Source organism: Pseudomonas sp. TNT2022 ID1044, from assembly GCF_028656895.1.
Classification (GTDB): Bacteria; Pseudomonadota; Gammaproteobacteria; order Pseudomonadales; family Pseudomonadaceae; genus Aquipseudomonas; species Aquipseudomonas reinekei.
The window spans coordinates 254,178-277,664 of sequence record NZ_JAMDHB010000007.1 but is presented as its reverse complement, the minus strand read 5'-3'; the positions used below and the strand labels follow the sequence as shown (position 1 = coordinate 277,664).

The 23,487-nt window shown below is 58.6% G+C and carries 24 protein-coding genes; 7 read left to right on the top strand and 17 right to left on the bottom strand.

From position 1 onward, the window contains the following. Positions 1–168: 168 nt before the first annotated feature. Positions 169–1,482, top strand: coding sequence for a PQQ-dependent sugar dehydrogenase (locus M5G20_RS11675; RefSeq protein WP_273919241.1), 1,314 nt, complete (start codon positions 169–171; stop codon positions 1,480–1,482). Between the two features lie 13 nt (positions 1,483–1,495). On the opposite strand, the gene M5G20_RS11670 is transcribed toward M5G20_RS11675, so the two are convergent. From M5G20_RS11670 to M5G20_RS11645, 6 genes are all read right to left on the bottom strand, one after another. Next, positions 1,496–2,149, bottom strand: a complete 654-nt coding sequence (locus M5G20_RS11670; protein WP_273919240.1) for an O-methyltransferase — start codon at positions 2,147–2,149, stop codon at positions 1,496–1,498. Between the two features lie 18 nt (positions 2,150–2,167). Further along, positions 2,168–2,704 carry a C40 family peptidase gene (locus tag M5G20_RS11665; RefSeq protein ID WP_273919239.1) on the bottom strand — a complete coding sequence of 179 codons (537 nt, stop codon included), beginning with the start codon at positions 2,702–2,704 and terminating at the stop codon, positions 2,168–2,170. Between the two features lie 165 nt (positions 2,705–2,869). Further along, positions 2,870–3,502: a C40 family peptidase gene (locus tag M5G20_RS11660; RefSeq protein ID WP_273919238.1), complete on the bottom strand. Its 633-nt coding sequence runs from the start codon at positions 3,500–3,502 to the stop codon at positions 2,870–2,872. A gap of 227 nt (positions 3,503–3,729) precedes the next feature. Beyond that, a complete protein-coding gene (gene hda / locus M5G20_RS11655; protein WP_056852945.1) occupies positions 3,730–4,434 on the bottom strand; it encodes a DnaA regulatory inactivator Hda in 705 nt (234 codons plus the stop codon). A gap of 219 nt (positions 4,435–4,653) precedes the next feature. Continuing rightward, positions 4,654–5,727 carry an AI-2E family transporter gene (locus tag M5G20_RS11650; protein ID WP_273919237.1) on the bottom strand — a complete coding sequence of 358 codons (1,074 nt, stop codon included), beginning with the start codon at positions 5,725–5,727 and terminating at the stop codon, positions 4,654–4,656. 36 nt (positions 5,728–5,763) lie between these two features. After that, positions 5,764–6,825: a DUF2066 domain-containing protein gene (locus M5G20_RS11645; RefSeq protein WP_273919236.1), complete on the bottom strand. Its 1,062-nt coding sequence runs from the start codon at positions 6,823–6,825 to the stop codon at positions 5,764–5,766. A 387-nt stretch (positions 6,826–7,212) separates the two neighbouring features. On the opposite strand from M5G20_RS11645, the gene purM reads away from it, so the two are divergent. The 5 genes from purM (at position 7,213) to M5G20_RS11620 (ending at position 11,128) form a co-directional block, all read left to right on the top strand. Continuing rightward, positions 7,213–8,271: a phosphoribosylformylglycinamidine cyclo-ligase gene (gene purM / locus M5G20_RS11640; RefSeq protein ID WP_008148639.1), complete on the top strand. Its 1,059-nt coding sequence runs from the start codon at positions 7,213–7,215 to the stop codon at positions 8,269–8,271. Then, on the top strand, positions 8,271–8,921 hold the full coding sequence (gene purN / locus M5G20_RS11635) for a phosphoribosylglycinamide formyltransferase (protein WP_273919235.1): 651 nt from the start codon (positions 8,271–8,273) through the stop codon (positions 8,919–8,921). The genes purM and purN overlap by 1 nt, the downstream gene beginning before the upstream one ends. A gap of 8 nt (positions 8,922–8,929) precedes the next feature. Further along, positions 8,930–9,643, top strand: coding sequence for a DUF3108 domain-containing protein (locus M5G20_RS11630; protein ID WP_273919234.1), 714 nt, complete (start codon positions 8,930–8,932; stop codon positions 9,641–9,643). A 145-nt stretch (positions 9,644–9,788) separates the two neighbouring features. Further along, positions 9,789–10,205: an OsmC family protein gene (locus M5G20_RS11625; protein WP_273919233.1), complete on the top strand. Its 417-nt coding sequence runs from the start codon at positions 9,789–9,791 to the stop codon at positions 10,203–10,205. Between the two features lie 62 nt (positions 10,206–10,267). Then, positions 10,268–11,128 (top strand): pirin family protein, encoded by an 861-nt coding sequence (locus tag M5G20_RS11620; RefSeq protein ID WP_273919232.1) that lies wholly within the window; start codon positions 10,268–10,270, stop codon positions 11,126–11,128. Positions 11,129–11,204: 76 nt separating this feature from the next. Here the strand turns inward: M5G20_RS11620 and M5G20_RS11615 are convergent, their stop codons facing one another. From M5G20_RS11615 to M5G20_RS11600, 4 genes are all read right to left on the bottom strand, one after another. Beyond that, a complete protein-coding gene (locus M5G20_RS11615; protein WP_273919231.1) occupies positions 11,205–11,933 on the bottom strand; it encodes a dienelactone hydrolase family protein in 729 nt (242 codons plus the stop codon). A 67-nt stretch (positions 11,934–12,000) separates the two neighbouring features. Next, positions 12,001–13,905 carry a molecular chaperone HtpG gene (gene htpG, locus M5G20_RS11610; protein WP_273919230.1) on the bottom strand — a complete coding sequence of 635 codons (1,905 nt, stop codon included), beginning with the start codon at positions 13,903–13,905 and terminating at the stop codon, positions 12,001–12,003. An 82-nt stretch (positions 13,906–13,987) separates the two neighbouring features. After that, on the bottom strand, positions 13,988–14,437 hold the full coding sequence (locus M5G20_RS11605) for a PaaI family thioesterase (protein WP_150734835.1): 450 nt from the start codon (positions 14,435–14,437) through the stop codon (positions 13,988–13,990). Next, the gene (locus tag M5G20_RS11600; protein ID WP_075948465.1) at positions 14,434–14,910 is read right to left on the bottom strand and encodes a PaaI family thioesterase; all 477 of its coding nucleotides are present in this window, start codon (positions 14,908–14,910) and stop codon (positions 14,434–14,436) included. The genes M5G20_RS11605 and M5G20_RS11600 overlap by 4 nt, the downstream gene beginning before the upstream one ends. A 161-nt stretch (positions 14,911–15,071) precedes the next feature. On the opposite strand from M5G20_RS11600, the gene M5G20_RS11595 reads away from it, so the two are divergent. Then, complete coding sequence (locus M5G20_RS11595) at positions 15,072–15,317, top strand: hypothetical protein (RefSeq protein WP_075948466.1); 246 nt, start codon at positions 15,072–15,074, stop codon at positions 15,315–15,317. A gap of 78 nt (positions 15,318–15,395) precedes the next feature. On the opposite strand, the gene M5G20_RS11590 is transcribed toward M5G20_RS11595, so the two are convergent. The 7 genes from M5G20_RS11590 to odhB form a co-directional block, all read right to left on the bottom strand. Then, positions 15,396–15,797 carry an MAPEG family protein gene (locus M5G20_RS11590; RefSeq protein ID WP_273919229.1) on the bottom strand — a complete coding sequence of 134 codons (402 nt, stop codon included), beginning with the start codon at positions 15,795–15,797 and terminating at the stop codon, positions 15,396–15,398. Continuing rightward, positions 15,797–16,534, bottom strand: coding sequence for a DUF599 domain-containing protein (locus M5G20_RS11585; protein ID WP_273919228.1), 738 nt, complete (start codon positions 16,532–16,534; stop codon positions 15,797–15,799). Before M5G20_RS11585 ends, M5G20_RS11590 begins: the two co-directional genes overlap by 1 nt. A 269-nt stretch (positions 16,535–16,803) precedes the next feature. Further along, on the bottom strand, positions 16,804–18,117 hold the full coding sequence (gene brnQ, locus M5G20_RS11580; RefSeq protein ID WP_075948469.1) for a branched-chain amino acid transport system II carrier protein: 1,314 nt from the start codon (positions 18,115–18,117) through the stop codon (positions 16,804–16,806). Between the two features lie 366 nt (positions 18,118–18,483). Further along, on the bottom strand, positions 18,484–19,365 hold the full coding sequence (gene sucD / locus M5G20_RS11575; protein ID WP_003223019.1) for a succinate--CoA ligase subunit alpha: 882 nt from the start codon (positions 19,363–19,365) through the stop codon (positions 18,484–18,486). Further along, positions 19,365–20,531, bottom strand: a complete 1,167-nt coding sequence (gene sucC / locus M5G20_RS11570) for an ADP-forming succinate--CoA ligase subunit beta (protein ID WP_007919879.1) — start codon at positions 20,529–20,531, stop codon at positions 19,365–19,367. The genes sucD and sucC overlap by 1 nt, the downstream gene beginning before the upstream one ends. A gap of 196 nt (positions 20,532–20,727) precedes the next feature. After that, complete coding sequence (lpdA, locus tag M5G20_RS11565) at positions 20,728–22,164, bottom strand: dihydrolipoyl dehydrogenase (protein WP_273919227.1); 1,437 nt, start codon at positions 22,162–22,164, stop codon at positions 20,728–20,730. A gap of 98 nt (positions 22,165–22,262) precedes the next feature. Further along, positions 22,263–23,483: a 2-oxoglutarate dehydrogenase complex dihydrolipoyllysine-residue succinyltransferase gene (gene odhB / locus M5G20_RS11560; protein WP_056852960.1), complete on the bottom strand. Its 1,221-nt coding sequence runs from the start codon at positions 23,481–23,483 to the stop codon at positions 22,263–22,265. Positions 23,484–23,487 lie beyond the last annotated feature (4 nt).

Here is a 23,487-nt window from a genome sequence, read left to right as displayed (position 1 = left end):
GAAGACCGGGCGCACAGATGAATAACCGCCGCCGATCAATAACCAGACAGGCCATTCTTATCCCGGCATGGCCGTGCTGTTGAAGCAGGCTCGCGGCTGAAGGGTTGAACCAACCAGCGGCCAGGCTTCTCTATGGTTAAATCAAGGCATCCATAGGGAAGATCCGCAATGCGCACATCCGAGCTCGTATTCGTTGTCGCTCTCGCCGGAGGGCTCGTCGCTTGCGGCGAAACCTCCAGCCTGCAAGTCTCCGACGGCACCGGTCCGTCACCCAAGTTGCCCGAACCCAACAAAACGCTATTCCCGACGATGAACATAGCCCCGGCTATCGGCTGGCCGGACGGTGCAAAACCCGTGGCGGCCAGCGGCACTCAAGTCGGCGCATTTGCCGATAATCTCGATCACCCACGCTGGCTGTACGTGCTGCCCAATGGCGACGTCCTGGTCGCCGAAACCAACGCCCCGCCCAAGCCCGATGACACCAAAGGCATCAAGGGCTGGATCACCAAGAAAGTCATGAGCCGCGCCGGAGCAGGCGTACCGAGCCCGAACCGCATCACGCTGCTGCGCGACAGCAATCACGACGGCATCGCTGAGACCCGCACGGTGTTCCTGGAAAACCTCAACTCGCCATTCGGCATGACGCTGGTGGGCAACGACCTGTACGTGGCCGACACGGATCGCTTGCTGCGCTTTCACTACGAAACCGGCGACACTGCCATCAAGTCGCAACCGATCAAAGTCGTCGACCTGCCGGGCGGGACACTGAATCACCATTGGACCAAAAATGTGATTGCCAGCCAGGACGGCAGCAAGCTGTACGTCACGGTAGGCTCGAACAGCAACGTCGGCGAAAACGGCATGGATCAGGAGCAAGGACGTGCGGCGATCTGGGAAGTGGATCGCGCCACCGGTAATCACCGGATTTTTGCCTCCGGCCTGCGCAATCCGAACGGCATGGCGTGGGAGCCGCAAAGCGGCGCACTGTGGACGGCGGTCAACGAGCGGGATGAAATCGGCAGCGATCTGGTGCCCGATTACATTACCTCAGTGAAGGACGGCGGGTTTTACGGCTGGCCGTTCAGCTATTACGGCCAGCACGTCGACGTACGCGTCGAACCGCAAAACCCGAATCTGGTGGCCAAGGCGATCGCGCCGGACTACGCAGTCGGCCCGCACACCGCGTCGCTGGGGCTGACGTTCGCCGAAGGCAACACATTGCCGGCGCAATTCAAGGAAGGCGCCTTTATCGGCCAGCACGGCTCATGGAACCGCAAACCGCACAGCGGTTACAAAGTGATTTTCGTGCCATTTAGCGCAGGCAAGCCGACGGGACAACCGATTGATGTGCTCACCGGTTTTCTCAACGACGAAGAAAAAGCCATGGGCCGGCCGGTGGGTGTGGTGATTGATCAGCAGGGGGGCTTGCTGGTGGCCGATGATGTTGGAAACAAGGTGTGGCGGGTGTCCGCGACTCAATAAACGGCTGCGATCGTTAGCGTTTACGACAGAGCGTGAGCCCATCCCCCAGCGGCAACAACGACAGATCTACCCGCGCGTCATCCTTCAACGCTCGATTGAGCGCCTGGATCGCGCGGGTGTCTGCGCTCTGCGGATTGCTTTCCAGCACCCGACCGCTCCACAGGGTGTTATCAAACACCGCCAGCCCACCGCCCCGAAGCAACCGCAGCGCGTGCTCCAGATAGGCCGGGTAGTTGGCCTTGTCGGCATCGATGAAAACCAGATCGAATTCGCCAGGCTGATCCAGCGTACCGAGCGTTTCCAGCGCAGGCGCCAGGCGCAGATCAATGCGCGTACTCAAACCGGCTTCTTCCCAGTAGCGACGTGCGATGGCGTTGTAGTCACCCGGCATGTCGCAGCAGATCAGCGAGCCCTCATCCGGCAATGCCGCCGCCATGCACAGGGCGCTGTAACCGGTGAAGGTGCCGATCTCCAGCAATCGCCGCGCACCGATGAGCTTCACCAACAACGCGAGAAACTGCCCTTGCTCGGGCGCTACCTGCCAGCGCGCCATCGGCAACGCCTGGGTTTCGTCGCGCAAGCGCTTGAGCAGTGGCGTCTCGCGCAGGGATACATCCAGAAGGTATTGGTACAACGAATCGTCGAGGTTGAGCGTGCGAGCAGTCATGACGACAACCTCCGAAAATCAGGGATTGCGCGCCAGATGCTCCGGCTGCAAGACGCGCTTGGCACTCAGGTAGGCTTTCTGCCAATAGGCTTTGGACAGGCTGTCGAGCTTTACCGTGCCACCGGTGGCCGGCGCATGGACGAATCGCCCTTCGCCGACGTAAATCCCGGCATGGCTGACCTGGGAGCCGCCGTTGGTGGCGAAGAAGATCAGGTCACCGGTCTGCAAGCCTTCCTTGCCAACGTTGGCGGCCTGCATGGTGATCATCTCGCGCGTGGTACGCGGCAAGGAAATGCCGGTGACATCGCGGTACACATAGCCAATCAAGCCACTGCAATCAAAGCCCGAATCCGGCGTATTGCCACCCCAGCGATAAGGCGTGCCCACCAGGCCCAACGCGCGAAACAGCACGTCTTCCGCTTCAGGTGAGAACGATTGGGAAGGACCGAAAACGATAGGTGCCCTGACCACCGGCGCGGGTGGCGGTGTGCGGCTGGCGCAAGCGCTGAGCAGCGCTGCGAGAAGCATAATTGCGAGGCGGGCCGACGTCGACATAAGCAGAGCATCCTGATCTGGCTGCGGCTTTTTTCTGCCGGGACGCAGAAAAGAAAACCGCCTGCGCAGTACGCAGGCGGTTTGCCATCATTGATAGATCAGAATTCTAGCGCTTATCAGGCAAACTTCAAGTAAGACTTTAAGTTCACCTTACAAATTGTCCGCTTACTTGCGAGCGGTGACGATTGGAGCCGCGCCTGGCGCCATGGCGAGTGCACGCTTGGCTTCGATGAATGTCTTGCTCCAGTAGCTGTCGCCCAGGCTATCGATCCGGACACCACCGCTGCGGCGGCTGCTGGAATGGATGAACTGGTTGTCACCCAGATAGATCCCGGCATGGCTGACGCGACCGCGGCGACCATTGGTTGCGAAGAACAGCAGATCGCCCGGCTCGAGCTTGCTGCGCGACACCAGTGGTGCGTCCACGTTGATCATTTCGCGGGTGGAGCGCGGCAGGTTCATGCCGGCTTCTTCACGGAACAGGTAACCGATGAATCCGCTGCAATCGAAGCCGGCTTCAGAGGTACCACCGAAACGGTAACGGGTACCGATCAGCGACATGCCGCGTTCAAGGATGCTGTCTGCCAGAACCGGCAGCTGGTAGGACTTGCCATCGGCGAAGTCGGCCAGTTCTTTTTCGGTCGCGAGTTCTTCCTGATAAAGAGCGGAAGACTGAGCGGTAACGGAGCTTTTCACCTGCTGTTGCTGCGCTTGCTGGGCCACTGGAGTGTGGGCAGCGCAACCGAACAACAGGGTAACGAGTGCGAGAGGCACGAGGGGTGCAAAGCGATTTAGCATGGGCACGACCGTGGCTGATAGTTGTAAAGAAGCCGAGACTATGCCCGCTATCATCCTCATTTGCAAATTCAATCGAACTTTTTGTGACTTATCGGTTTCTCGTTAACATCTAAGCGCTTAAGCCTATTTTGAATGTTGACGCAGCCTGCAACCGTGCAGGAAAGCGGATTTTCTGGCGCCTGAAATATGCCAGAAATCGCTTCAGACCTTGAATTCACCGGGTTTCGCTACCAACCCAGCGTTTCTTTAAGGAAGGGAATTGTCAGCTTGCGCTGGGCTTGAAGCGAGGCCTGATCGAGTTGTTCGAGCAAATCGAAAAGCGCGCTCATGCTGCGGGTTCCGCGGGTCAAAATAAAATGCCCGACTTCGTCGGTCAGGTGCAGGCCGCGACGGGATGCACGCAGTTGCAGGGCACGCAGTTTGTCTTCATCGGAGAGCGGGCGCATCTGGAAGATCAGCGCCAGGGTCAGGCGGGATTTGAGGTCCGCCAGTTTCACCGGCAGCTCGCGCGGTGAAGTCGATGCAGCGATCAGCAGACGCCGGCCGCTGTCACGCAGACGATTGAACAGATGGAACAGCGCCTCTTCCCAATCCGCCTTGCCGGCGACTGCATGCAAGTCATCCAGGCAGACCAGCTCATACTGTTCAAGGTTGTCGAGGATTTCGATGCCACGGTCCATCAACTCGGCCAACGGCAGATACACCGCCGGTTCACCCATCTGCTCGAATCGCAGGCATGCGGCCTGCAACAGATGCGTGCGCCCTACCCCATGCTTGCCCCAAAGATAGATCAGACTCTCGGTCCAGCCGGCGTCGGCTTCGCACAGCCGCTCGACATAGCCGAGTGCAGCGGCATTGGCGCCTGGGTAGTAGTTGATAAAGGTGGCGTCGTCACGCAGACGCACACCTAGGGGCAGCTGAATCGGTTTCATGCTGACTGAACAGTTCCAAAGGAACCGTTAGTGGCCTCTGTGTAAAGTTTGCGAAGTTTATACCCGTGAAGCCGACCGCACAATGCGACAGACCACAAGCAAAATCAAAGGTTTGCGTTGACGCTCCGGTTTTATGACAGTTTCTTTGGCGCTGCGGGCAACAAACCGGCGCCGGGAGCGGGGCTTCCCGGGAGCGATCCGGGATGCCCGCGTCCCCCGTTAGAGTTCGGGCTCGTCAACACCACTGTAGATTTCAGAATCTTTATACAAATCATGCACATGGCGCACCAGCACCATGATCACCGCCGCCACCGGCAGCGCCAGCAGAACACCGGTAAACCCGAACAACTCACCACCGGCCAGAATCGCGAAGATCACCGCCACCGGGTGCAAGCCGATTCGATCCCCCACCAGCAGCGGCGTCAGCACCATTCCTTCCAGCGCCTGACCCACCATGAACACCGCGACGATGCCGACCATCGGATACAGATCACCGCCGAACTGGAACAGCCCGGCAATCAGCGCCGCGCCAATACCGATCACAAACCCCATGTACGGCACAATCGCTGCCAGACCGGCAATCAGACCGATCAACAGCCCCAGTTCCAGCCCTACCAGCATCAGGCCCGCCGCATAGATAGCGCCCAGCGCCACCATCACCAGCAACTGCCCACGCACGAACGCCCCCAGCACTTCATGGCATTCGCCGGCCAGGGACACAATGCGCTCTTCACGATCACGGGGCAGGAGGCTCCGGATCTTGGCCATCATCAGATCCCAATCGCGCAGCAAGTAGAAACTCACCACCGGGATCAGCACCAGATTCGCCAGCCAGCCAATCAAAGCCAGCCCGGAAGCCGTCGCCTGACTCAAGACCACGCCGACAATGTCGCTGGTCTGGCCCATGTGTTCGCTGATGGCGGCCTTGAGCTTGTCGAACTTCCAGAAGCCATCCGACAAACCAAACTTCGATTGCGTCCACGGCAGCGCGGTGTGCTGCAACCAGTCGAGCATCTGCGGCGCCAATTCGTACAAACGCAAAAGCTGCTTGGCCAGCATTGGCACCAGCACCAACAGCAACGCAGTCAAGATCAGGGTAAACAGCGCAAAGACCGCCACGACGCCCCAGGTCCGGGACAGCCCGGCCTTTTCCAGCCGGTCTACCAGCGGATCGAACAGATAAGCCAACAACAACGCCACCAGGAACGGCGTGAGGATCGGATGCAACAGCCAGACAAACGCGCAGAGCAGTACAACTCCACCCAACCAGAACCAACGCCGCGTATCGGCCATGAACCACTCCATTGCTTCTATATAAAGAAAGAAAATCTACCAGCGAAAACGCAGTTGCGGAGTCGGTGCCGGGGTTGGCGCTACCGCAGGGGCCGAACCGTCCGCTGCAGGCTGAGCCGGAACCACCGGAGCTTCAGTGACCGGTGCCGCCGTTACCTCCTGCAATTTCGCCAGCGACAGTTGGGCACGCAATTGATCGGTGCTGCCATTGACCCGATACAGAATCCGGTCGCCGTCGACACTTTGCGGGCGCCCGGCAAAAGGTTCCAGCAAACGCCCAAGCGCCGCATAGCGCTCAAGGTTCATGCCTTGTACTTCCAGCAACTGCTGGGACGATGCACCCGGCTTGGCGACAAACCGAGGCGCCAGCCGCTCATTGACCGCCAGCATCACAGCATCCGCCACGGCAGCCTGATCAGCCCCCTGAACGCTGCCCGCTTCCTTTTGATCGCCCAACCACAACCGCCACTTGGCTTGCCACTGCCCACCCTCTTCCCGGGCATGCACCGCGAGCAAAGCGTCGGCATTGTAACGTTCCGACGCACTACGCAGTGGGGCCGGATCAGCACTTTCCAGATTCGGCGCCGTGGCGACGATCTGTTCGTTCAAATCGGCAAGCGGCAGCCGCAGCGGCAAGCCACGATGCTGCGCCGCTCGGCGCAACGGAGCGGCACTGGCCTGACCGTCGCCCACCAGGCTCGAACCCTCCGTGGAATCGCTCAACCACCAACCGAGGATCGATGGTCGGTTGGCGCCCCACATGGCCAGCCCGGCTCGCCGCAATGCCTGCTCGGTGGAGGCTGGATCGAAATCGATCTTAAGCACTTCCGGTGGCCCGGCATCAAAGCCGTACTGACTGATGATTTGTTGCGGGTCTTTGCGAATCGCCGCCAACCCTGGATTTTGCGCCGCCTTGGGATCCCCGGTCAGGCGCAGCACCAGCGTATCCAGCGCACGCTGGGTCGCTTGATCGCGCTCTTCCGGCGCCTGCCCATTGACCGGCTCACGCACTTGGTAGAGGCCTTTGACGGTTTCGGCATGACTGACAAGACTGATCAACGACAAACAGCCCACAAACAAGAATTTACAAAAGCGCATGGAAGATTCCTGACGACAAGAGCGGCTGGAACAGACCGCATGAAGACGATCGAGCAAGGCTGTGACCATCGCCCGGCGCAAAACATTCACACGCCCCAGGTTAGTTTTTTCGCACAGTCATAACGATAGACGGTTAATGGCGATACCTTGCACAGGTCAGCAGGATGCCATCAACCGGGAACAATTAAGGTTTTTTTAGACTGATATGGCCCCTGCCGTCGGCCTGAGGATGGCCGCTGCCCTTCAAGCCTGATAAAATCGCGCGCCTTCGCAGACCGGCAACAGCCGGGCTCTTTCGAAATTCGCGTGAGGCAATCGCCCTCGTCGATTTCGGCGGCCCCGCTGGACTCGGTCGTTACCCCTGAATCCCCCCTAAAGGCCTGGATCATGAGCAAGCAACCCTCCCTGAGCTACAAGGACGCCGGTGTAGACATCGACGCCGGTGAAGCATTGGTCGAACGCATCAAGAGCGTCGCCAAGCGCACTGCGCGCCCGGAAGTCATGGGCGGCCTGGGCGGTTTCGGCGCCCTCTGCGAAATCCCGGCCGGCTACAAGCAGCCTGTGCTGGTTTCCGGTACTGACGGCGTCGGCACCAAGCTGCGCCTGGCACTGAACCTGAACAAGCACGACAGCATCGGCATCGACCTGGTCGCCATGTGCGTCAATGACCTGGTGGTCTGCGGCGCCGAGCCGCTGTTCTTCCTCGACTACTACGCCACCGGCAAACTGAACGTCGAAACCGCGACCCAGGTCGTCACCGGCATCGGCGCTGGTTGCGAACTGTCGGGTTGCTCCCTGGTTGGCGGCGAAACCGCTGAAATGCCGGGCATGTACGAAGGCGAAGACTACGACCTGGCCGGCTTCTGCGTCGGCGTCGTGGAAAAATCCGAAATCATCGACGGTTCCAAAGTCGCTGCCGGTGATGCCCTGCTCGCCCTGCCGTCTTCCGGCCCGCACTCCAACGGTTACTCGCTGATCCGCAAGATCATCGAAGTGTCCGGTGCCGACATCGAAAACATCCAGCTCGACGGCAAACCGCTGACCGATCTGCTGATGGCCCCGACCCGTATCTACGTGAAGCCGCTGCTCAAGCTGATCAAGGAAACCGGCGCTGTCAAAGCCATGGCCCACATCACCGGTGGCGGCCTGCTGGACAACATCCCGCGCGTTCTGCCAAAAGGCGCTCAGGCCGTGGTTGACGTGGCGAGCTGGACCCGCCCGGCGGTGTTCGACTGGCTGCAAGAAAAAGGCAACGTCGACGAGAACGAAATGCACCGCGTGCTGAACTGCGGCGTGGGCATGGTTATCTGCGTGGCTCAAGAGCACGTCGAAACCGCCCTGAACGTTCTGCGTGAAGCCGGCGAGCAGCCATGGGTCATCGGTCAGATCTCCACCGCTGCCGAAGGCGCGGCTCAGGTTGAACTGAAGAACCTCAAGGCTCATTGATGTCCCAGACCTGTGATGTGGTGGTGCTGTTGTCCGGCACCGGCAGTAACTTGCAGGCCTTGATCGACAGCACGCGGACCGGCGACAGCCCGGTCCGCATCGCTGCGGTGATTTCCAACCGTGCCGACGCCTATGGCCTGCAACGCGCCAGTGATGCGGGTATCGCCACCCGCTCGCTGGATCACAAGGCTTTCGAAGGTCGTGAGGCCTTCGATGCCGCGCTGATCGAACTGATCGACGCCTTCAACCCCAAACTCGTGGTACTGGCCGGCTTCATGCGCATTCTCAGCGCTGACTTCGTGCGTCATTACCAGGGTCGCCTGCTCAATATCCATCCCTCGCTGCTACCCAAATACAAAGGGTTACACACTCATCAGCGCGCGCTGGAGGCCGGCGACACCGAACACGGCTGCTCCGTACACTTCGTCACCGAGGAACTCGATGGCGGACCACTGGTCGTACAGGCAGTAATACCGGTAGAGTTGCATGACTCGCCGCAAAGTCTGGCGCAGCGAGTCCATGTTCAGGAACACCTGATCTACCCGATGGCCGTACGCTGGTTTGCCGAAGGCCGGTTATCACTCAGTGATCAAGGTGCTTTACTGGATGGACAGTTACTCGCGGCCAGCGGCCACTTGATTCGAACCTAGGAGATTTTATGCGTCGCGCCCTGCTCTTCGCTTGCGCTCTGCTTACCTTGCCATTCGCGCAGGCCGCAGACCTTCAACCTTTCTCCGCCAGCTACACCGCCGACTGGAAGCAGTTGCCCATGAGCGGTACCGCCGAACGCAGCCTGACCAAGGAAGCCAACGGCGTCTGGAAGCTCAACTTCAAGGCGTCGATGATGATCGCCAGCCTGTCCGAAGAAAGCACCCTGACCGTCGACAAGGACACCCTGCTGCCACAGTCCTATCACTTCGAACGCGGTGGCCTGGGCAAAGCCAAGAAGGCAGATCTGGACTTCGACTGGACAGCCAAAAAGGTCACCGGTACTGATCGTGGCGACGCGGTCAATATCCCGCTGAACCGCGGCATGCTCGACAAATCCACCTATCAGCTGGCGCTGCAACATGACGTGGCTGCCGGTAAAAAGAGCATGAGCTATCAGGTTGTCGATGATGGCGAAGTCGATACTTATGACTTCCGCGTGCTCGGTTCGGAAAAAGTCGACACCAAGGCTGGCCAGATCGACGCAATCAAGGTCGAGCGCGTGCGCGATCCGACACAAAGCAAGCGCATCACCGTGCTCTGGTTCGCCAAGGATTGGGACCACTTGCTGGTCCGCCTGCAACAGGTCGAAACCGACGGCAAGGAGTACAACATCATGCTCCTGGACGGCACCGTCAACGGTAAGGCTGTCAAAGGCAGCTGATCCGGATCGACATGAAGAAGCCCCGCCATTGCGGGGCTTTTCTTTGAAGATTATAAAAAGCAGGAACGCACGGGCGGCACAACGCTCTATAACTTCAAGGTCTTTTTTGATCGAATGACTTTTCCTGTCGCTTGCGAGGTTCTCCATGACTGTCACCGTCAATACCGTTTCCGCCGAAGGTTTTCGCCACAGCGTCCAGATCGATGACCACGAACTTTTCGCCGACGTGCCCGTCACGGCTGGCGGCGAAGGCTCGGCACCGGAACCCCACGACTATTTCGACGCGGCACTTGGCGCCTGCAAGGCCCTGACCCTGAAGCTCTACGCGAAGAAGAAAGACATCCCGCTCACCGGCGTCGGCGTGGAGGTCAAGCGCGACAACAGCCAGGAACAGAAAGGCAAGTACGCGCTGCACGTCAAACTGACGCTCAAGGGCGTGCTCACCGACGCCCAGCGCGAAGAGCTGCACCGCGTCGCTGATCGCTGCCCGATCCACAAGTTGATGACCACCAGCGAAGTCAGCATCGAAACCCATCTGTCTGAAGGCGCGTTCAGCCAATAGCGGCAACGGCGGCGCAAGCGGGTTATGCTCGAACGCATTACCCGCTCAGCCTGGAATGCACCATGAACACTCCGCTCGTGATCCGCCCCCGCGCCGAAGATGTCGAAGGCCAACCGATTCTTCGCCCGTTGCCGTCAGCCAAATGCCGCAATGTCGGGCCCTTCGTGTTTTTCGACCACATGCTCGAAACCGAATATCCGGCGGGCAAAGGCATGAACATCCGACAGCACCCGCATATCGGGCTGTCGACCCTCACCTACTTGTTCGACGGGCAGATCCAGCACAAGGACAGCCTCGGCTCCGATCAGGTGGTCAATGCTGGCGATGTCAGCTGGATGACTGCCGGCAGCGCCATCGCCCACGTTGAACGCACGCCACAGCCGCTATGGGACCAACGATTCAGGATGCACGGTTTGCAGATCTGGCTGGCGTCCCCGAAAGATCACGAACAAGGCCCGGGGCATTACAGCCATCACCCGGCGGCTACGCTCCCGGTCAGCGACAACCTTGGGGTGAAGATCCGCATGATTGCCGGGTCTGGCTTTTGCCTGGAGTCGCCGGTGCCGGTGCTCTCGCCCACGCTGTACGCCGAACTGCACCTGCAAACGGCGACGACGCTGCTGATTCCCACCGAGCATGAAGAACGTGCGCTGTATGTGTTGAGCGGTGAGGTGCAACTGGATGGCGAATTGATAGAGCCGCATTCGCTGGTGGTTTTGCCTGCCGGAGAGGAAATGACCCTGTCTGCTGACAGCGACACGCATGCGGTGCTGTTGGGTGGCGCGCCACTGGATGGGCCGCGGCGGATCAACTGGAATTTTGTCGCGAGCGATCCGGCAGCCATCGATGAAGCACGCCGACGCTGGGCGGCCGGGGATTGGCCGACGGTGCCGGGGGAAGTTGACAGGATCGAACTGCCTTAGCTTTTCTATAGACTGTCAGGCCGCCTTCGCGGGCTTGCCCGCGAAGGCGCCGGCGCTCACACCGACCAAATCATGGTCAGCCCTTGAACACTTCATCCAGCAAGTTATGCATCGACGTGAACGCCCGTGCGGCAATTTTCGCGTCATACATCATCATTCCCGGCACATTCGCATGCGGATCGGTGAACGAGTGGAACGCGCCGCCGTAGCTCAGCAACTGCCAATCCACACCGGCCGCGTTCATTTCATCTTCGAACGCTGGCAATTGCTCTTTCGGCACCAATGGATCAGACGCGCCGTGCAGTACCAGCACCTTGCCCTTGATGTTCTTCGCATCGGCCGGATTCGGTGTGTCCAGCGTACCGTGGAACGATACCGCCGCCTTCACCGGTGCGCCGGTACGGGCAAACTCCAGGGCACAGCAACCACCAAAGCAGAAACCGTAAGTCGCGAGCTTCGAGGTATCGACCGCCGCCTCACCCTGACTCTGCAACTGTTCGAACGCCACCTGCATGCGCTTGCGCAGCAATGCCCGGTCATTTTTCAACGGCATCATCGCCGCGCCCGCCTCGTCGTTGTTCTGCGGGCGGATCGATTGGCCATAGATGTCCGCGATCAGCACCACGTAGCCCTTGGCTGCCACCGATTTGGCGATCTCTTCAGCACCGGCGCTGACACCCATCCAGTTCGGCGCCATCAACAGCCCCGGAAGCGGGCCTTTGTGATCGGCGTCGAACGCCAGACGGCTTTCATAGGATTGGCCATCAATTTGATAGGCAACCGAACGTACAGTGATTTGGCTCATTTCTGACTCCTGATTGGTGAACACCAGAATGAAAAAACCCGCCGAAGCGGGTTTTTCTAAAACCTGATTAAGCCGACAGCTCAACCAATAGCTTGTTCAGACGACGCACGTACGCCGCCGGATCTTTCAAGCTGTCGCCAGCTGCCAGGGCTGCCTGATCGAAGAGAATGTGCGACAGGTCGCCGAAGCGCTCGTCGCTCTGCTCGTTGTCGAGCTTCTCGATCAGCGGGTGAGCCGGGTTGAATTCGAAGATCGGCTTCGAATCCGGAACCTTCTGACCGCTGGCTTCGAGGATCTGACGCATTTGCAGGCCCAGGTCCTGTTCGCCGATGGCCAGAATCGCCGGGGAGTCGGTCAGACGGTGGGAAACCCGCACTTCAGCGACGGATTCACCCAGCGCAGTTTTCAGACGCTCAACCAGACCTTCTTTGGACTTGGCGACTTCTTCCGCGGCTTTCTTGTCCTCTTCCGAGTCCAGGTTGCCGAGGTCCAGGTCACCACGCGCCACGTCGACAAAGCTCTTGCCGTCGAAATCGTTGAGGTAGCTCATCAGCCACTCATCGATACGGTCGGTCAGCAGCAGCACTTCGATGCCTTTCTTGCGGAAGACCTCCAGGTGCGGGCTGTTTTTGACTTGTGCGTAGGTTTCGCCGGTGAGGTAGTAAATCTTGTCCTGACCTTCCTTGGCGCGTGCCAGGTACTCGGCCAGGCCGACAATTTGCTCGCCGTCATCGCCGTTGGTCGATGCGAAACGCAGCAGGCCGGCAATTTTCTCTTTGTTGGCGAAATCTTCTGCCGGGCCCTCTTTCATGACCTGGCCGAAGTTTTTCCAGAAGCCCTGGTATTGCTCAGGCTCGTTCTTCGCCAGTTTTTCCAGCATGTCGAGAACGCGCTTGGTCAGCGCCGACTTCATGGAGTCGATGATCGGGTCCTTCTGCAGGATTTCCCGCGACACGTTCAGCGACAGGTCATTGGAGTCGACCACGCCTTTGATGAATCGCAGGTACAGCGGCAGGAACGATTCGGCCTGGTCCATGACGAACACACGCTGCACGTAGAGCTTCAGGCCTTTCGGCGCTTCACGCTGGTACAGGTCGAACGGAGCTCGGGCCGGTACGTACAGCAGCGAGCTGTATTCCAGCTTGCCTTCAACCTTGTTGTGGCTCCAGCTCAGCGGGTTTTCAAAGTCATGAGCGATGTGCTTGTAGAACTCCTGATATTCCTCGTCCTTGATCTCGGTACGCGGACGGGTCCACAGGGCACTGGCGCGGTTGACGGTTTCCCATTCAACAGCCGGTTGCTCTTCGCCTTCGGCAGCGGCCACTTCTTTCGGCAGCTCGATCGGCAAAGCGATGTGATCGGAGTATTTCTTGATGATGTTGCGCAGACGCCAGCCATCGGCGAACTCGTCTTCACCGGATTTCAGGTGCAGAACGATGCGAGTACCGCGCTCGGCTTTATCAACCGTTGCCACTTCGAAATCGCCCTCGCCTTTGGACGACCAGTGCACGCCTTCGCTGGCGGCGCTGCCGGCACGACGGCTGTACACGTCGACTTTGTCAGCGACGATGAATGCGGAGTAGAAACCCACACCAAACTGACCGATCAGGTGCGAGTCTTTTTTCTGGTCGCCGGTCAGGTGTTTCATGAAATCGGCGGTACCGGATTTGGCGATGGTGCCCAGGTGCGTGATCGCATCCTCGCGGCTCATGCCAATGCCGTTGTCTTCGAGGGTGACGGTCTTGGCGTCCTTGTCGAAGCTCACGCGGATTTTCAGTTCGGCGCCACCTTCCAGCAGTTCTGGCTTGGACAGCGCTTCGAAACGTAGTTTGTCTACAGCGTCAGAGGCGTTCGAGATCAGTTCGCGAAGGAAAATTTCCTTGTTGGAATACAGCGAATGGATCATGAGGTGCAGCAGTTGCTTCACCTCGGTCTGGAAGCCCAGGGTTTCCTTTTGAGTTTCCACACTCATGGTCATCAAACTCCAATCAGATGGCATTGGCCGCGACCTTGAGCGGTCTGCGGCGGGTTGTCATCAGAGTTGGGGGCTGAGTTCAGGATTTCAAGGGCTCCTCGAGTTTGAAATGCGCCCGGGCCGTGGCGATGGGTTCGCCTTCGGTGGTTTGCCAGGCGGTAATCGCCACGTTGGCCACCCGACGCCCCTGCCGGCAAACCTGACATCGAGCCCAGGTATCGCGGAATTGCCCGGCGCGAAGGTAATCGAGGGAGAAGTCGATGATCTTCGGTACACCGGGCGAGCCGGTAGCAATCAGCAGGTGCAGTGCAGCGGACAACTCCATGAAACCGGCAATCACGCCGCCATGGATGGCTGGCAATAAAGGATTACCAATGTTGTCCTTGTTGGCCGGCAGACGAAACAGCAATTCATCCCCCACCCGTGAACACTCGACCCCGATCAGCCCGGCATAGGGAATGAGTTGCAGCAGCGGCGCGTAGTCGCCTTTCTCGTGGGCGTCTTGAAGCTGTCGTTTGAAATCGCTCATTGCCCCGCTCCCTTGATCACGCCGCCAAAGTTTTGGGTGCCCTTGATGGCCTTGCCCATGCGCATGAAAGTGCCCACCACATGGGCGATGGGCTGTTCGGGATCGTCCTGATAGGCAAAGCCACGGGCGAAAATCACATCGGTGGTGACCCGGTAACACTGGGCGAAGCCGTAGACATCTTTATGCGGCTCGGCGGCGTGCATGTAATCGATGCGCAGATCGAGGGTTGGGCAAACTTCGAACTCGGGCAGCACGCAAAGCGTGGACATGCCGCATGCCGTGTCCATCAGCGATGTCAGGGCACCGCCGTGAATGACGCCTGTCTGTGGGTTGCCGACGATCTGCGGGCCGTAAGGCAGCACCACCGTGAGCCCTTCGGTACTGGCGCTGTGAACCCGCAAGCCGAGTACCTGACAATGCCTCAGCGCCGATAGAAATCGCGTCGCGCGCTCAAAAACGGGGTTTTCGGCCATTTGATAAAAACTCTTGTTTAATAGTCAGACAGTGCAGTAGCGGTCCGGGTAAAAGTTCCGCATTAGAACAAACTTATATATCTGAAGAATTTGAGGAACTTAACCCTGACGCCCGGGCTCTTAAGGCCAGATAGAACATTTTCCATAAGGAGAAACACCCCATGCGTAAGACTTTAGCTATTGCCTTGATGTTGACCGCTTCCCTCGGTCTCGCCGCCTGCGATAAAAAATCCGAGGACAAAGCTCAAGATGCTGCCGAACATGCTGAGCAAGCTCAGCAAGACATGAGCAAAGCTCAGGATAAAGTGAACGACGCGGCGAAAGAAAACGCCGAAGCTGCCAAAGATCAGGCTGAATCGAATGCAGAAGCGGCTAAAGAAGCTGCTCCGGAAGCACCTAAGAATTAATTCGGTTTTTAGCGTGATAAAAGAAGCCCGCCAAGTGCGGGTTTTCTTTTGCCTGCATTTTCTGTTGCAGTGCCAACGTTAGAGCAAAAGCGTTCGAAAAGTCGGACTAATCATCAACAACAACGAACAAACTAATCCCACTAGCCATACCAGACTGCGCTGCCACGTCAGGTCCTTCCAGTAACATACCAAATAGATAACTCGCGAGATCACGAAGATGATCGCCAGCAGGTCAATCAGCCATCCAGCTGTCTGCGTGGTATGCGCCATCAGCACCCCCACCGCAAACAATATGAATGCCTCAAAACTATTTTGATGCGCCGCCACCGCCCGCGCACCCAATCCGGTGAGTTGCGCCTGCTGTTGGCGTGGCAAGTGGTTGTTGTACCCGCCCTGCTCTTTCATGGCTGTGGTCACGGGCATGCGCGCCACGTAAATCAGCACGGCACTGATAAACACACACCAGAATGGAATACTCATCAAGCAACCTCTTTATTCACTTCGGGCAATGGCGCCTCTGTAGGGGTATAGACCATCACGTCGAGAACGTCGGAGTGAAACTCGCGGCGATACAACACGAACACCACACCGGCACTCATTAACATGAACAACCACGGGCTGACGAACCAGGCCAGCATGGTCATGCCGAAGTAGTAGGAGCGCAGGCCGAAGTTGAACTGGTTGGCGGCCATCGAGATGACACGCGCCGCGCGGGCGGCAAAAGCTTTGCGCTCCTGCTCGGAGACATGACGTTCGCCGACCATGGGCGCAGAGCCCACCAGAATCGCCGCGAAGTTGTATTGACGCATGCACCAGCTGAACGTGAAGAACGCATAGACGAACACCAGCGCCAGGCACAGCAGCTTGATTTCCGACATGCCCTGGGAGGCCTGTTGCACCATCGGGATATCCGCCAACAGCGATACCGCCCGCTCGGACGCCCCGAGCACCGTGAGAATACCAGCCAGGATAATCAGCGTGCTGGAAGCGAAGAACGACGCGTTGCGCTCCAGATTGCCGATCACGCTGGCATCCGCGATACGGTTGTCACGCAGCAGCATGCGGCGCATCCAGTCTTCGCGATACAGGTGCAGAACACTGGCCAGGCACGCGGTGTCACGGCCTTTCCATGTGGCATAGCGGGTGTAACCACCCCAGCAGATGACAAACCAGATGGCCGCCAGAATATGGATCAGGTTGGCTTGGATGAACGACATGCGGGTCCTTGTGATGTATTTGCGCAGTACACGATCCCTGTGGAGCAAATTTGCTCGCGATTGCGCAGGGTCAGTCGGCAACACTATTGAATCTATCGACGCCATCGCGAGCAGGCTCGCTCCCACAAAGGGTTTTGTAGCGCTTCGTCGTTCGACGTTAGCCCAAGAAAAAAGACACCGCACCCCTCATAAAAAAATGCCCCGTATCGATTGATACGGGGCATTTCTATTTCTGCCTGTCGGGCCCGCTTATGGCGGGCCGGCAACACTTAAGCCAAAGCTTCTTCGCGCTTGCCCAGGAGACGATCGCAAACCACGGCAACCACCATTGTCATCACCGACGGCACCAGCCAGGCCAGGCCCTGCTCGCTCAACGGCAGATGCGCCATTTGACTCGGCATCCAGTCTGCCAGGCCGGCACCCTTGAGGGCGTCGATCAGGCCGAAAATGAACGACACCAGCATGACCGGACCGAGGATACGACCCTGCTCATGCCAGAAGTCCTTGCAGAAGCTCAGCGCCACCAGAACGATGCATGGCGGATAGATCGCGGTGAGCACCGGGATCGAGAATGCGATCAGCTTGGTCAGGCCCAAGTTGGACACCAGCAGCGAGAACGCAGCAAGAATGATCACCAGGGTCTTGTAGGACAGCGGCACCACGCGGCTGAAGTACTCAGCGCAGGCACAGGTCAGGCCGACCGCGGTCACCAGGCACGCCAGGGAGATCAGCACCGCAAGGAAGCCACTGCCCAACGAACCGAATGTGTGCTGTACGTAGGCGTGCAATACAGCAGCGCCATTGGTAGCGCCGGCGGCCACTTCGTGGCTGCCCGAACCGAGGCGGAACAGGCTGACATAAACCAGCGCCAGACCTACACCGGCAATCAGCCCGGCGATGATCGCGTAACGGGTAATCAGCGCTGGCGATTCAACACCGCGGGAACGGATGGCGTTGACGATGACGATGCCGAACACCAGGGCGCCCAGGGTATCCATGGTCAGGTAACCATTGATGAAGCCTTGGGAGAACGGTGCTGCAACGTATTCAGGGGTGGCGTGGCCGATGTCACCGGCCGGCAAAGCGAATGCAGCGATGCCCAGCACGGCGAGCGCGATGATCTTCAGCGGCGCGAGGAAGCGTCCAACAGTGTCCAGCAAACGCCCCGGATACAACGAAATGAAGAACACCAGCAGGAAGTACACCGAGCTGTAGAGGAACAGCGCCAAGGGGCTCTCGCCGGTCAATGGCGCCAGACCCACTTCGAAAGATACGGTCGCTGTACGCGGTGTCGCGAACAGCGGGCCGACCGCTAGGTAGCACGCCGCTGCCAGCAGGCCACCGGCGACTTTACCGATCGGACTGCTCAGTGCGTCCATGGCGCCGCCCACCTTGGCCAGCGCCACAACAGTGATCACCGGCAGACCGACCGCTGTGACCAGAAAGCCCAGCGCCGCCATCCAGACATTAGGCCCGGACTGCAAACCGACGATCGGCGGGAAGATGATGTTGCCAGCCCCGACGAACAGGGCAAACGTCATAAAACCAAGTGCCAGGATGTCCTGGCCTTTCAACACTTTCATTAAGGAAATACCACACTACTGAATCGGAATTTAGAGAGGGATTTCCCTATGGGTGAGGGAAATGCTGTCAGTCCGTATAAGACCGACCCTTTTAGCGCGTTGCTGCCTTGTGGGCCGCAGACGCAAAAATGGCGCGTAGCCTAACGAATTTGGGTCATAAACGCACTGTTAAAGGGCGAACTATCCGATACGCGACATCTCTGTGTCGCGTTTATGTAAGAGGAGCGGCTGCAAGTTGCAAGTTTTATGCTTTCAAGGCTGAGTTGCTGCCTATAGCTCGTCGCTTGAAGCTTGTATCTGCCCTTAACGCACAAAGGCCACCCGAAGGTGGCCTTTGTTTGGTGAAGCGTCAGTTAGGCGCGAGGCTTACTTGACAGCCCAACCCGTCAGCTCAGCCAGGGCTTTGCCGATGTCTGCCAGCGAACGCACGGTTTTAACGCCTGCGTCTTGCAGCGCAGCGAATTTCTCGTCTGCAGTGCCTTTGCCGCCAGAGATGATTGCGCCAGCATGGCCCATGCGCTTGCCCGGAGGAGCAGTCACACCAGCGATGTAGGAAACAACCGGCTTGGTCACGTGTGCCTTGATGTAGGCAGCCGCTTCTTCTTCAGCCGAACCGCCGATCTCACCGATCATGACGATCGCTTCGGTCTTCGGGTCTTCCTGGAACAGCTTCAGGATGTCGATGAAGTTCGAACCCGGGATCGGGTCACCACCGATGCCGACGCAAGTCGACTGACCGAAACCGGCGTCAGTAGTCTGCTTCACAGCTTCGTAGGTCAGGGTGCCGGAACGGGAAACGATACCGACCTTGCCTGGCAAGTGAATGTGACCTGGCATGATGCCGATCTTGCATTCGCCTGGGGTGATCACGCCTGGGCAGTTAGGGCCGATCAGGGTAACACCCAGCTCGTCGCACTTAACTTTAGCGTCCAGCATGTCCAGGGTAGGAATGCCTTCGGTGATGCACACGATCAGCTTGATGCCGCCGAAAGCAGCTTCCAGGATCGAGTCTTTGCAGAAAGGAGCCGGAACGTAGATCACGCTGGCGGTGGCGCCAGTGGCAGCTACAGCGTCTTTCACGGTGTTGAACACTGGCAGGCCCAGGTGCTCGGTGCCGCCTTTGCCTGGAGTTACACCACCGACCATCTTGGTGCCGTACTCGATGGCTTGCTGGGTGTGGAAACTACCTTGCGAACCGGTAATACCCTGGCAGATAACTTTGGTGTCTTTATTGATCAGGACGCTCATTATTTGCCCTCCGCAGCTTTGACAACTTGTTGAGCAGCGTCGGTCAGGCTGGTAGCAGCGATGATGTTCAAACCGCTTTCTGCCAGTACTTTAGCGCCCAGCTCAGCGTTGTTGCCTTCAAGGCGAACAACAACCGGGATTTTCACGCCGACTTCTTTCACTGCACCGATGATGCCTTCGGCAATCATGTCGCAACGAACGATGCCGCCGAAGATGTTAACCAGTACTGCAGCGACGTTGGTGTCGGACAGAATGATTTTGAATGCTTCGGTAACGCGTTCTTTGGTAGCACCGCCGCCCACGTCGAGGAAGTTGGCTGGCTTGCCGCCATGCAGGTTGACGATGTCCATGGTACCCATGGCCAGGCCAGCACCGTTGACCATGCAACCGATGTTGCCTTCCAGCGCTACGTAGTTCAGTTCGAACTTGGCAGCGTGCGCTTCGCGCGGATCGTCTTGCGACGGATCGTGGAAAGTCTTCAGCTTAGGCTGACGGTACATGGCGTTGGCGTCGATGTTGATCTTGGCGTCCAGGCAGTGCAGATCGCCGTCAGCCTTGATCACCAGCGGGTTCACTTCCAGCAGGGCCAGGTCGTGATCCTTGAACAGCTTGGCCAGACCTACGAAGATCTTGGCGAACTGAGCAACTTGCTTGCCTTCCAGACCCAGCTGGAATGCCAGCTCGCGACCCTGGAATGGCTGAGCGCCAACCAGTGGATCGATAGTGGCTTTCAGAATTTTTTCTGGAGTGTCGTGAGCGATTTTCTCGATGTCCACGCCACCTTCGGTGGAAGCCATGAACACGATACGACGGCTCGAACGGTCAACGACAGCGCCCAGGTACAGCTCTTTAGCGATATCAGTGCACGATTCAACCAGGATCTTGGTGACTGGCTGACCATTGGCGTCAGTCTGGTAAGTCACCAGACGCTTGCCCAGCCACTGCTGTGCGAAGGCTTTGGCGTCTTCTTTGCTGCGAACCAGCTTGACGCCGCCCGCTTTACCGCGACCACCGGCGTGGACCTGGGCTTTGACAACCCACTCGCTGCCGCCGATTTTGTCGCAAGCTTCTGCTGCTGCTTCCGGGGTGTCTACCGCGTAACCGGTGGAAACTGGCAGGCCGTACTCAGCGAACAGCTGCTTACCCTGATACTCGTGAAGATTCATGCTTATTACCGTCTTCGTTAGGTACTGCGCATTCGGTGCTGCACTCATTCAAGTGCCGCACCACCTGTGACTGCTGCTTGCATAGCCTTTCCGGATACCCGGTGCGGCCATGCAAGACTGCGTCCAGCGGATATTCCGCGGTGAGTCTTGCATGCAAGGCTCACGACGGGCCATTCCGCCGTGGTTTCTTATTGTCTTAACGCTTCTTGCGGTTGGCGATGTGGATGGCGCCGCCATTCACTGCCAGAGCAGCTTCGTGCAAGGCTTCAGACAGGGTCGGATGGGAGAAAACCATCATGCCCAGGTCTTCAGCGCTGGTGCCGAATTCCATACCGATCGCACCCTGCTGAACCAGTTCGGCAGCGCTTGGGCCAATCACGTGGACGCCCAGTACGCGGTCTGTCTTGGCATCTGCGATAACCTTGACGAAACCACCGGTATCGTTGGCAGCCATGGCACGGCCGGAGGCTGCGAACGGGAAGGTGCCGACGTTAACGTCAACGCCCTCAGCTTTCAAGGCCTGCTCGGTTTTACCAACCCACGCGATTTCCGGGTGAGTATAAATAACCGAAGGGATCAAATCATAGTTCATCTGGGCCTTGTGGCCCTTGATGCGCTCGACAACCATGATGCCTTCTTCGGACGCCTTGTGCGCCAGCATCATGCCGCGAACCACGTCACCGATGGCGTAGACGCCCGGTACGGTGGTAGCGCAGTGATCATCAACGTGCACGAAACCGCGCTCGTCGAGGGTCACGCCGCAGTCGGCAGCCAGCAGATCAGTGGTCACCGGACGGCGACCAACGGCTACGATCAGCTTGTCGAAAGTGATGTTCTGTTCGCCGTTGGCATCGGTGTAGTTCACAACGACTTCGTCGCCGTTCACTTTCGAACCGGTCACGCGAGCGCCCAGCTTGATGTCCAGACCCTGTTTGGTCAGGGTTTTCAGCGCTTCCTTGGAAACGGCTGCGTCGGCGGCCATCAGGAAGGTGTCCAGGGCTTCCAGGACGGTCACTTCCGCACCCAGGCGCGACCAGACCGAACCCAGTTCCAGACCGATTACGCCAGCGCCGATCACGCCCAGACGCTTAGGTACGGATTGGAATTCCAGAGCGCCAGTCGAATCGACGATCACATTCTGGTCAACCGGAGCTGGCGGAATGTCGATCGGACGCGAACCTGGAGCCAGGATGACGTTTTCGGCTTCGATGATTTCTACCGAGCCATCTGGCTTGGTGACTTCAACTTTCTTGCCGGCCAGCAGCTTGCCGTGACCCTGGATCGAGGTCACACCGTTGGCTTTGAACAGGGTCGCAACGCCGGAGGTCAGGCCTTTGACGATGTTGGCTTTACGGCCAACCATTGCCGGCACGTCCATGGTCACGCCAGCGTGATTGATACCGTGGATCGCGAAACCGTCCTGGGCTTCGTGGAATTTCCACGAGCTGTCCAGCAGAGCCTTGGATGGAATGCAGCCGACGTTCAGGCAGGTACCGCCCAGCGCCAGCTTGCCTTCCTTGTCGGTGTACTTCTCGATGCAAGCAGTGCTGAGGCCCAGTTGGGCAGCCTTGATGGCAGCCACATAGCCGCCAGGGCCAGCGCCGATCACTACTACGTCAAATTTCTGCGACATTCAAAAAATCCTCTTTTGCGAAAAGCTTCAAGCCACAAGCTGCAAGCCAGGCTGCGGGTTTTCCGACAGCTCGAGCTTGCAACTCATGGCTGCTTCTATCAGATATCCAGCAACAGACGAGCCGGATCTTCCAGCAGGTTCTTGATGGTCACCAGGAAGGTCACAGCTTCTTTGCCATCGATCAGACGGTGATCGTAGGACAGAGCCAGGTACATCATCGGACGGATAACGACCTGGCCATTGATGGCCATTGGGCGCTGGATGATGTTGTGCATGCCCAGGATAGCGGCTTGTGGCGGGTTGACGATCGGGGTCGACATCATCGAACCGAAAGTTCCACCGTTGGTGATGGTGAAAGTACCACCGGTCATTTCGTCCATCGACAATTTGCCGTCGCGGGCTTTCTTGCCGAAGGTGGCGATGCCGCCTTCGATTTCAGCCAGGCTCATCAGTTCAGCGTTACGCAGAACCGGTACAACCAGGCCGCGATCGCTGGAAACTGCAACGCCGACGTCAGCGTAGCCGTGATAAACGATGTCGCCGCCGTCGATCGAAGCGTTGACAGCCGGGAAGCGTTTCAGCGCCTCGGTGGCCGCTTTCACGAAGAACGACATGAAGCCCAGGCGCACGCCATTGTGGGACTTCTCGAACAGATCCTTGTACTTCGAACGCAGAGCCATGACTTCGGTCATGTCGACTTCGTTGAACGTAGTCAGCATCGCCATGTTCGACTGAGCTTCAACCAGACGCTTGGCCACGGTGGCACGAACGCGGGTCATCGGTACGCGCTTCTCGATGCGGTCGCCAGCGGCGAACACAGGAGCGGCAGCCGAAGGAGCAGCAGCCTTGGCAGGCGCGGCAGCCGGAGCAGCTTTCTTGGCGGCAACAGCTGCCACCACGTCTTCCTTGGTCACACGACCGCCTTTGCCGGTGCCGGCAACGGAAGCGATGTTGATGCCGTTTTCTTCAGCCAGCTTGCGAGCAGCCGGTGCAGCAACAGGATCGTCTTCGCCTTCGGCAGCCGGGGCAGCAGCTTGTGCAGCGGCCGGAGCAGCAGCGGCCGCCGGGGCAGCAGCAGCGCCGCCGGCTTCGATGGAGCCCAGGACTTCGTCGGACAGAACGGTGTCGCCTTCGTTCTTGACGATAGCGCCCAGCACGCCATCAGCAGTGGCCAACACTTCCAGCACAACCTTGTCGGTTTCGATGTCGACGATCAGGTCGTCACGCTTTACAGCGTCGCCCGGTTGTTTGTGCCAGGTGGCAACGGTGCCATCGGCAACCGATTCCGGAAAAGTGGGGGCTTTGATTTCGATAGCCATTATC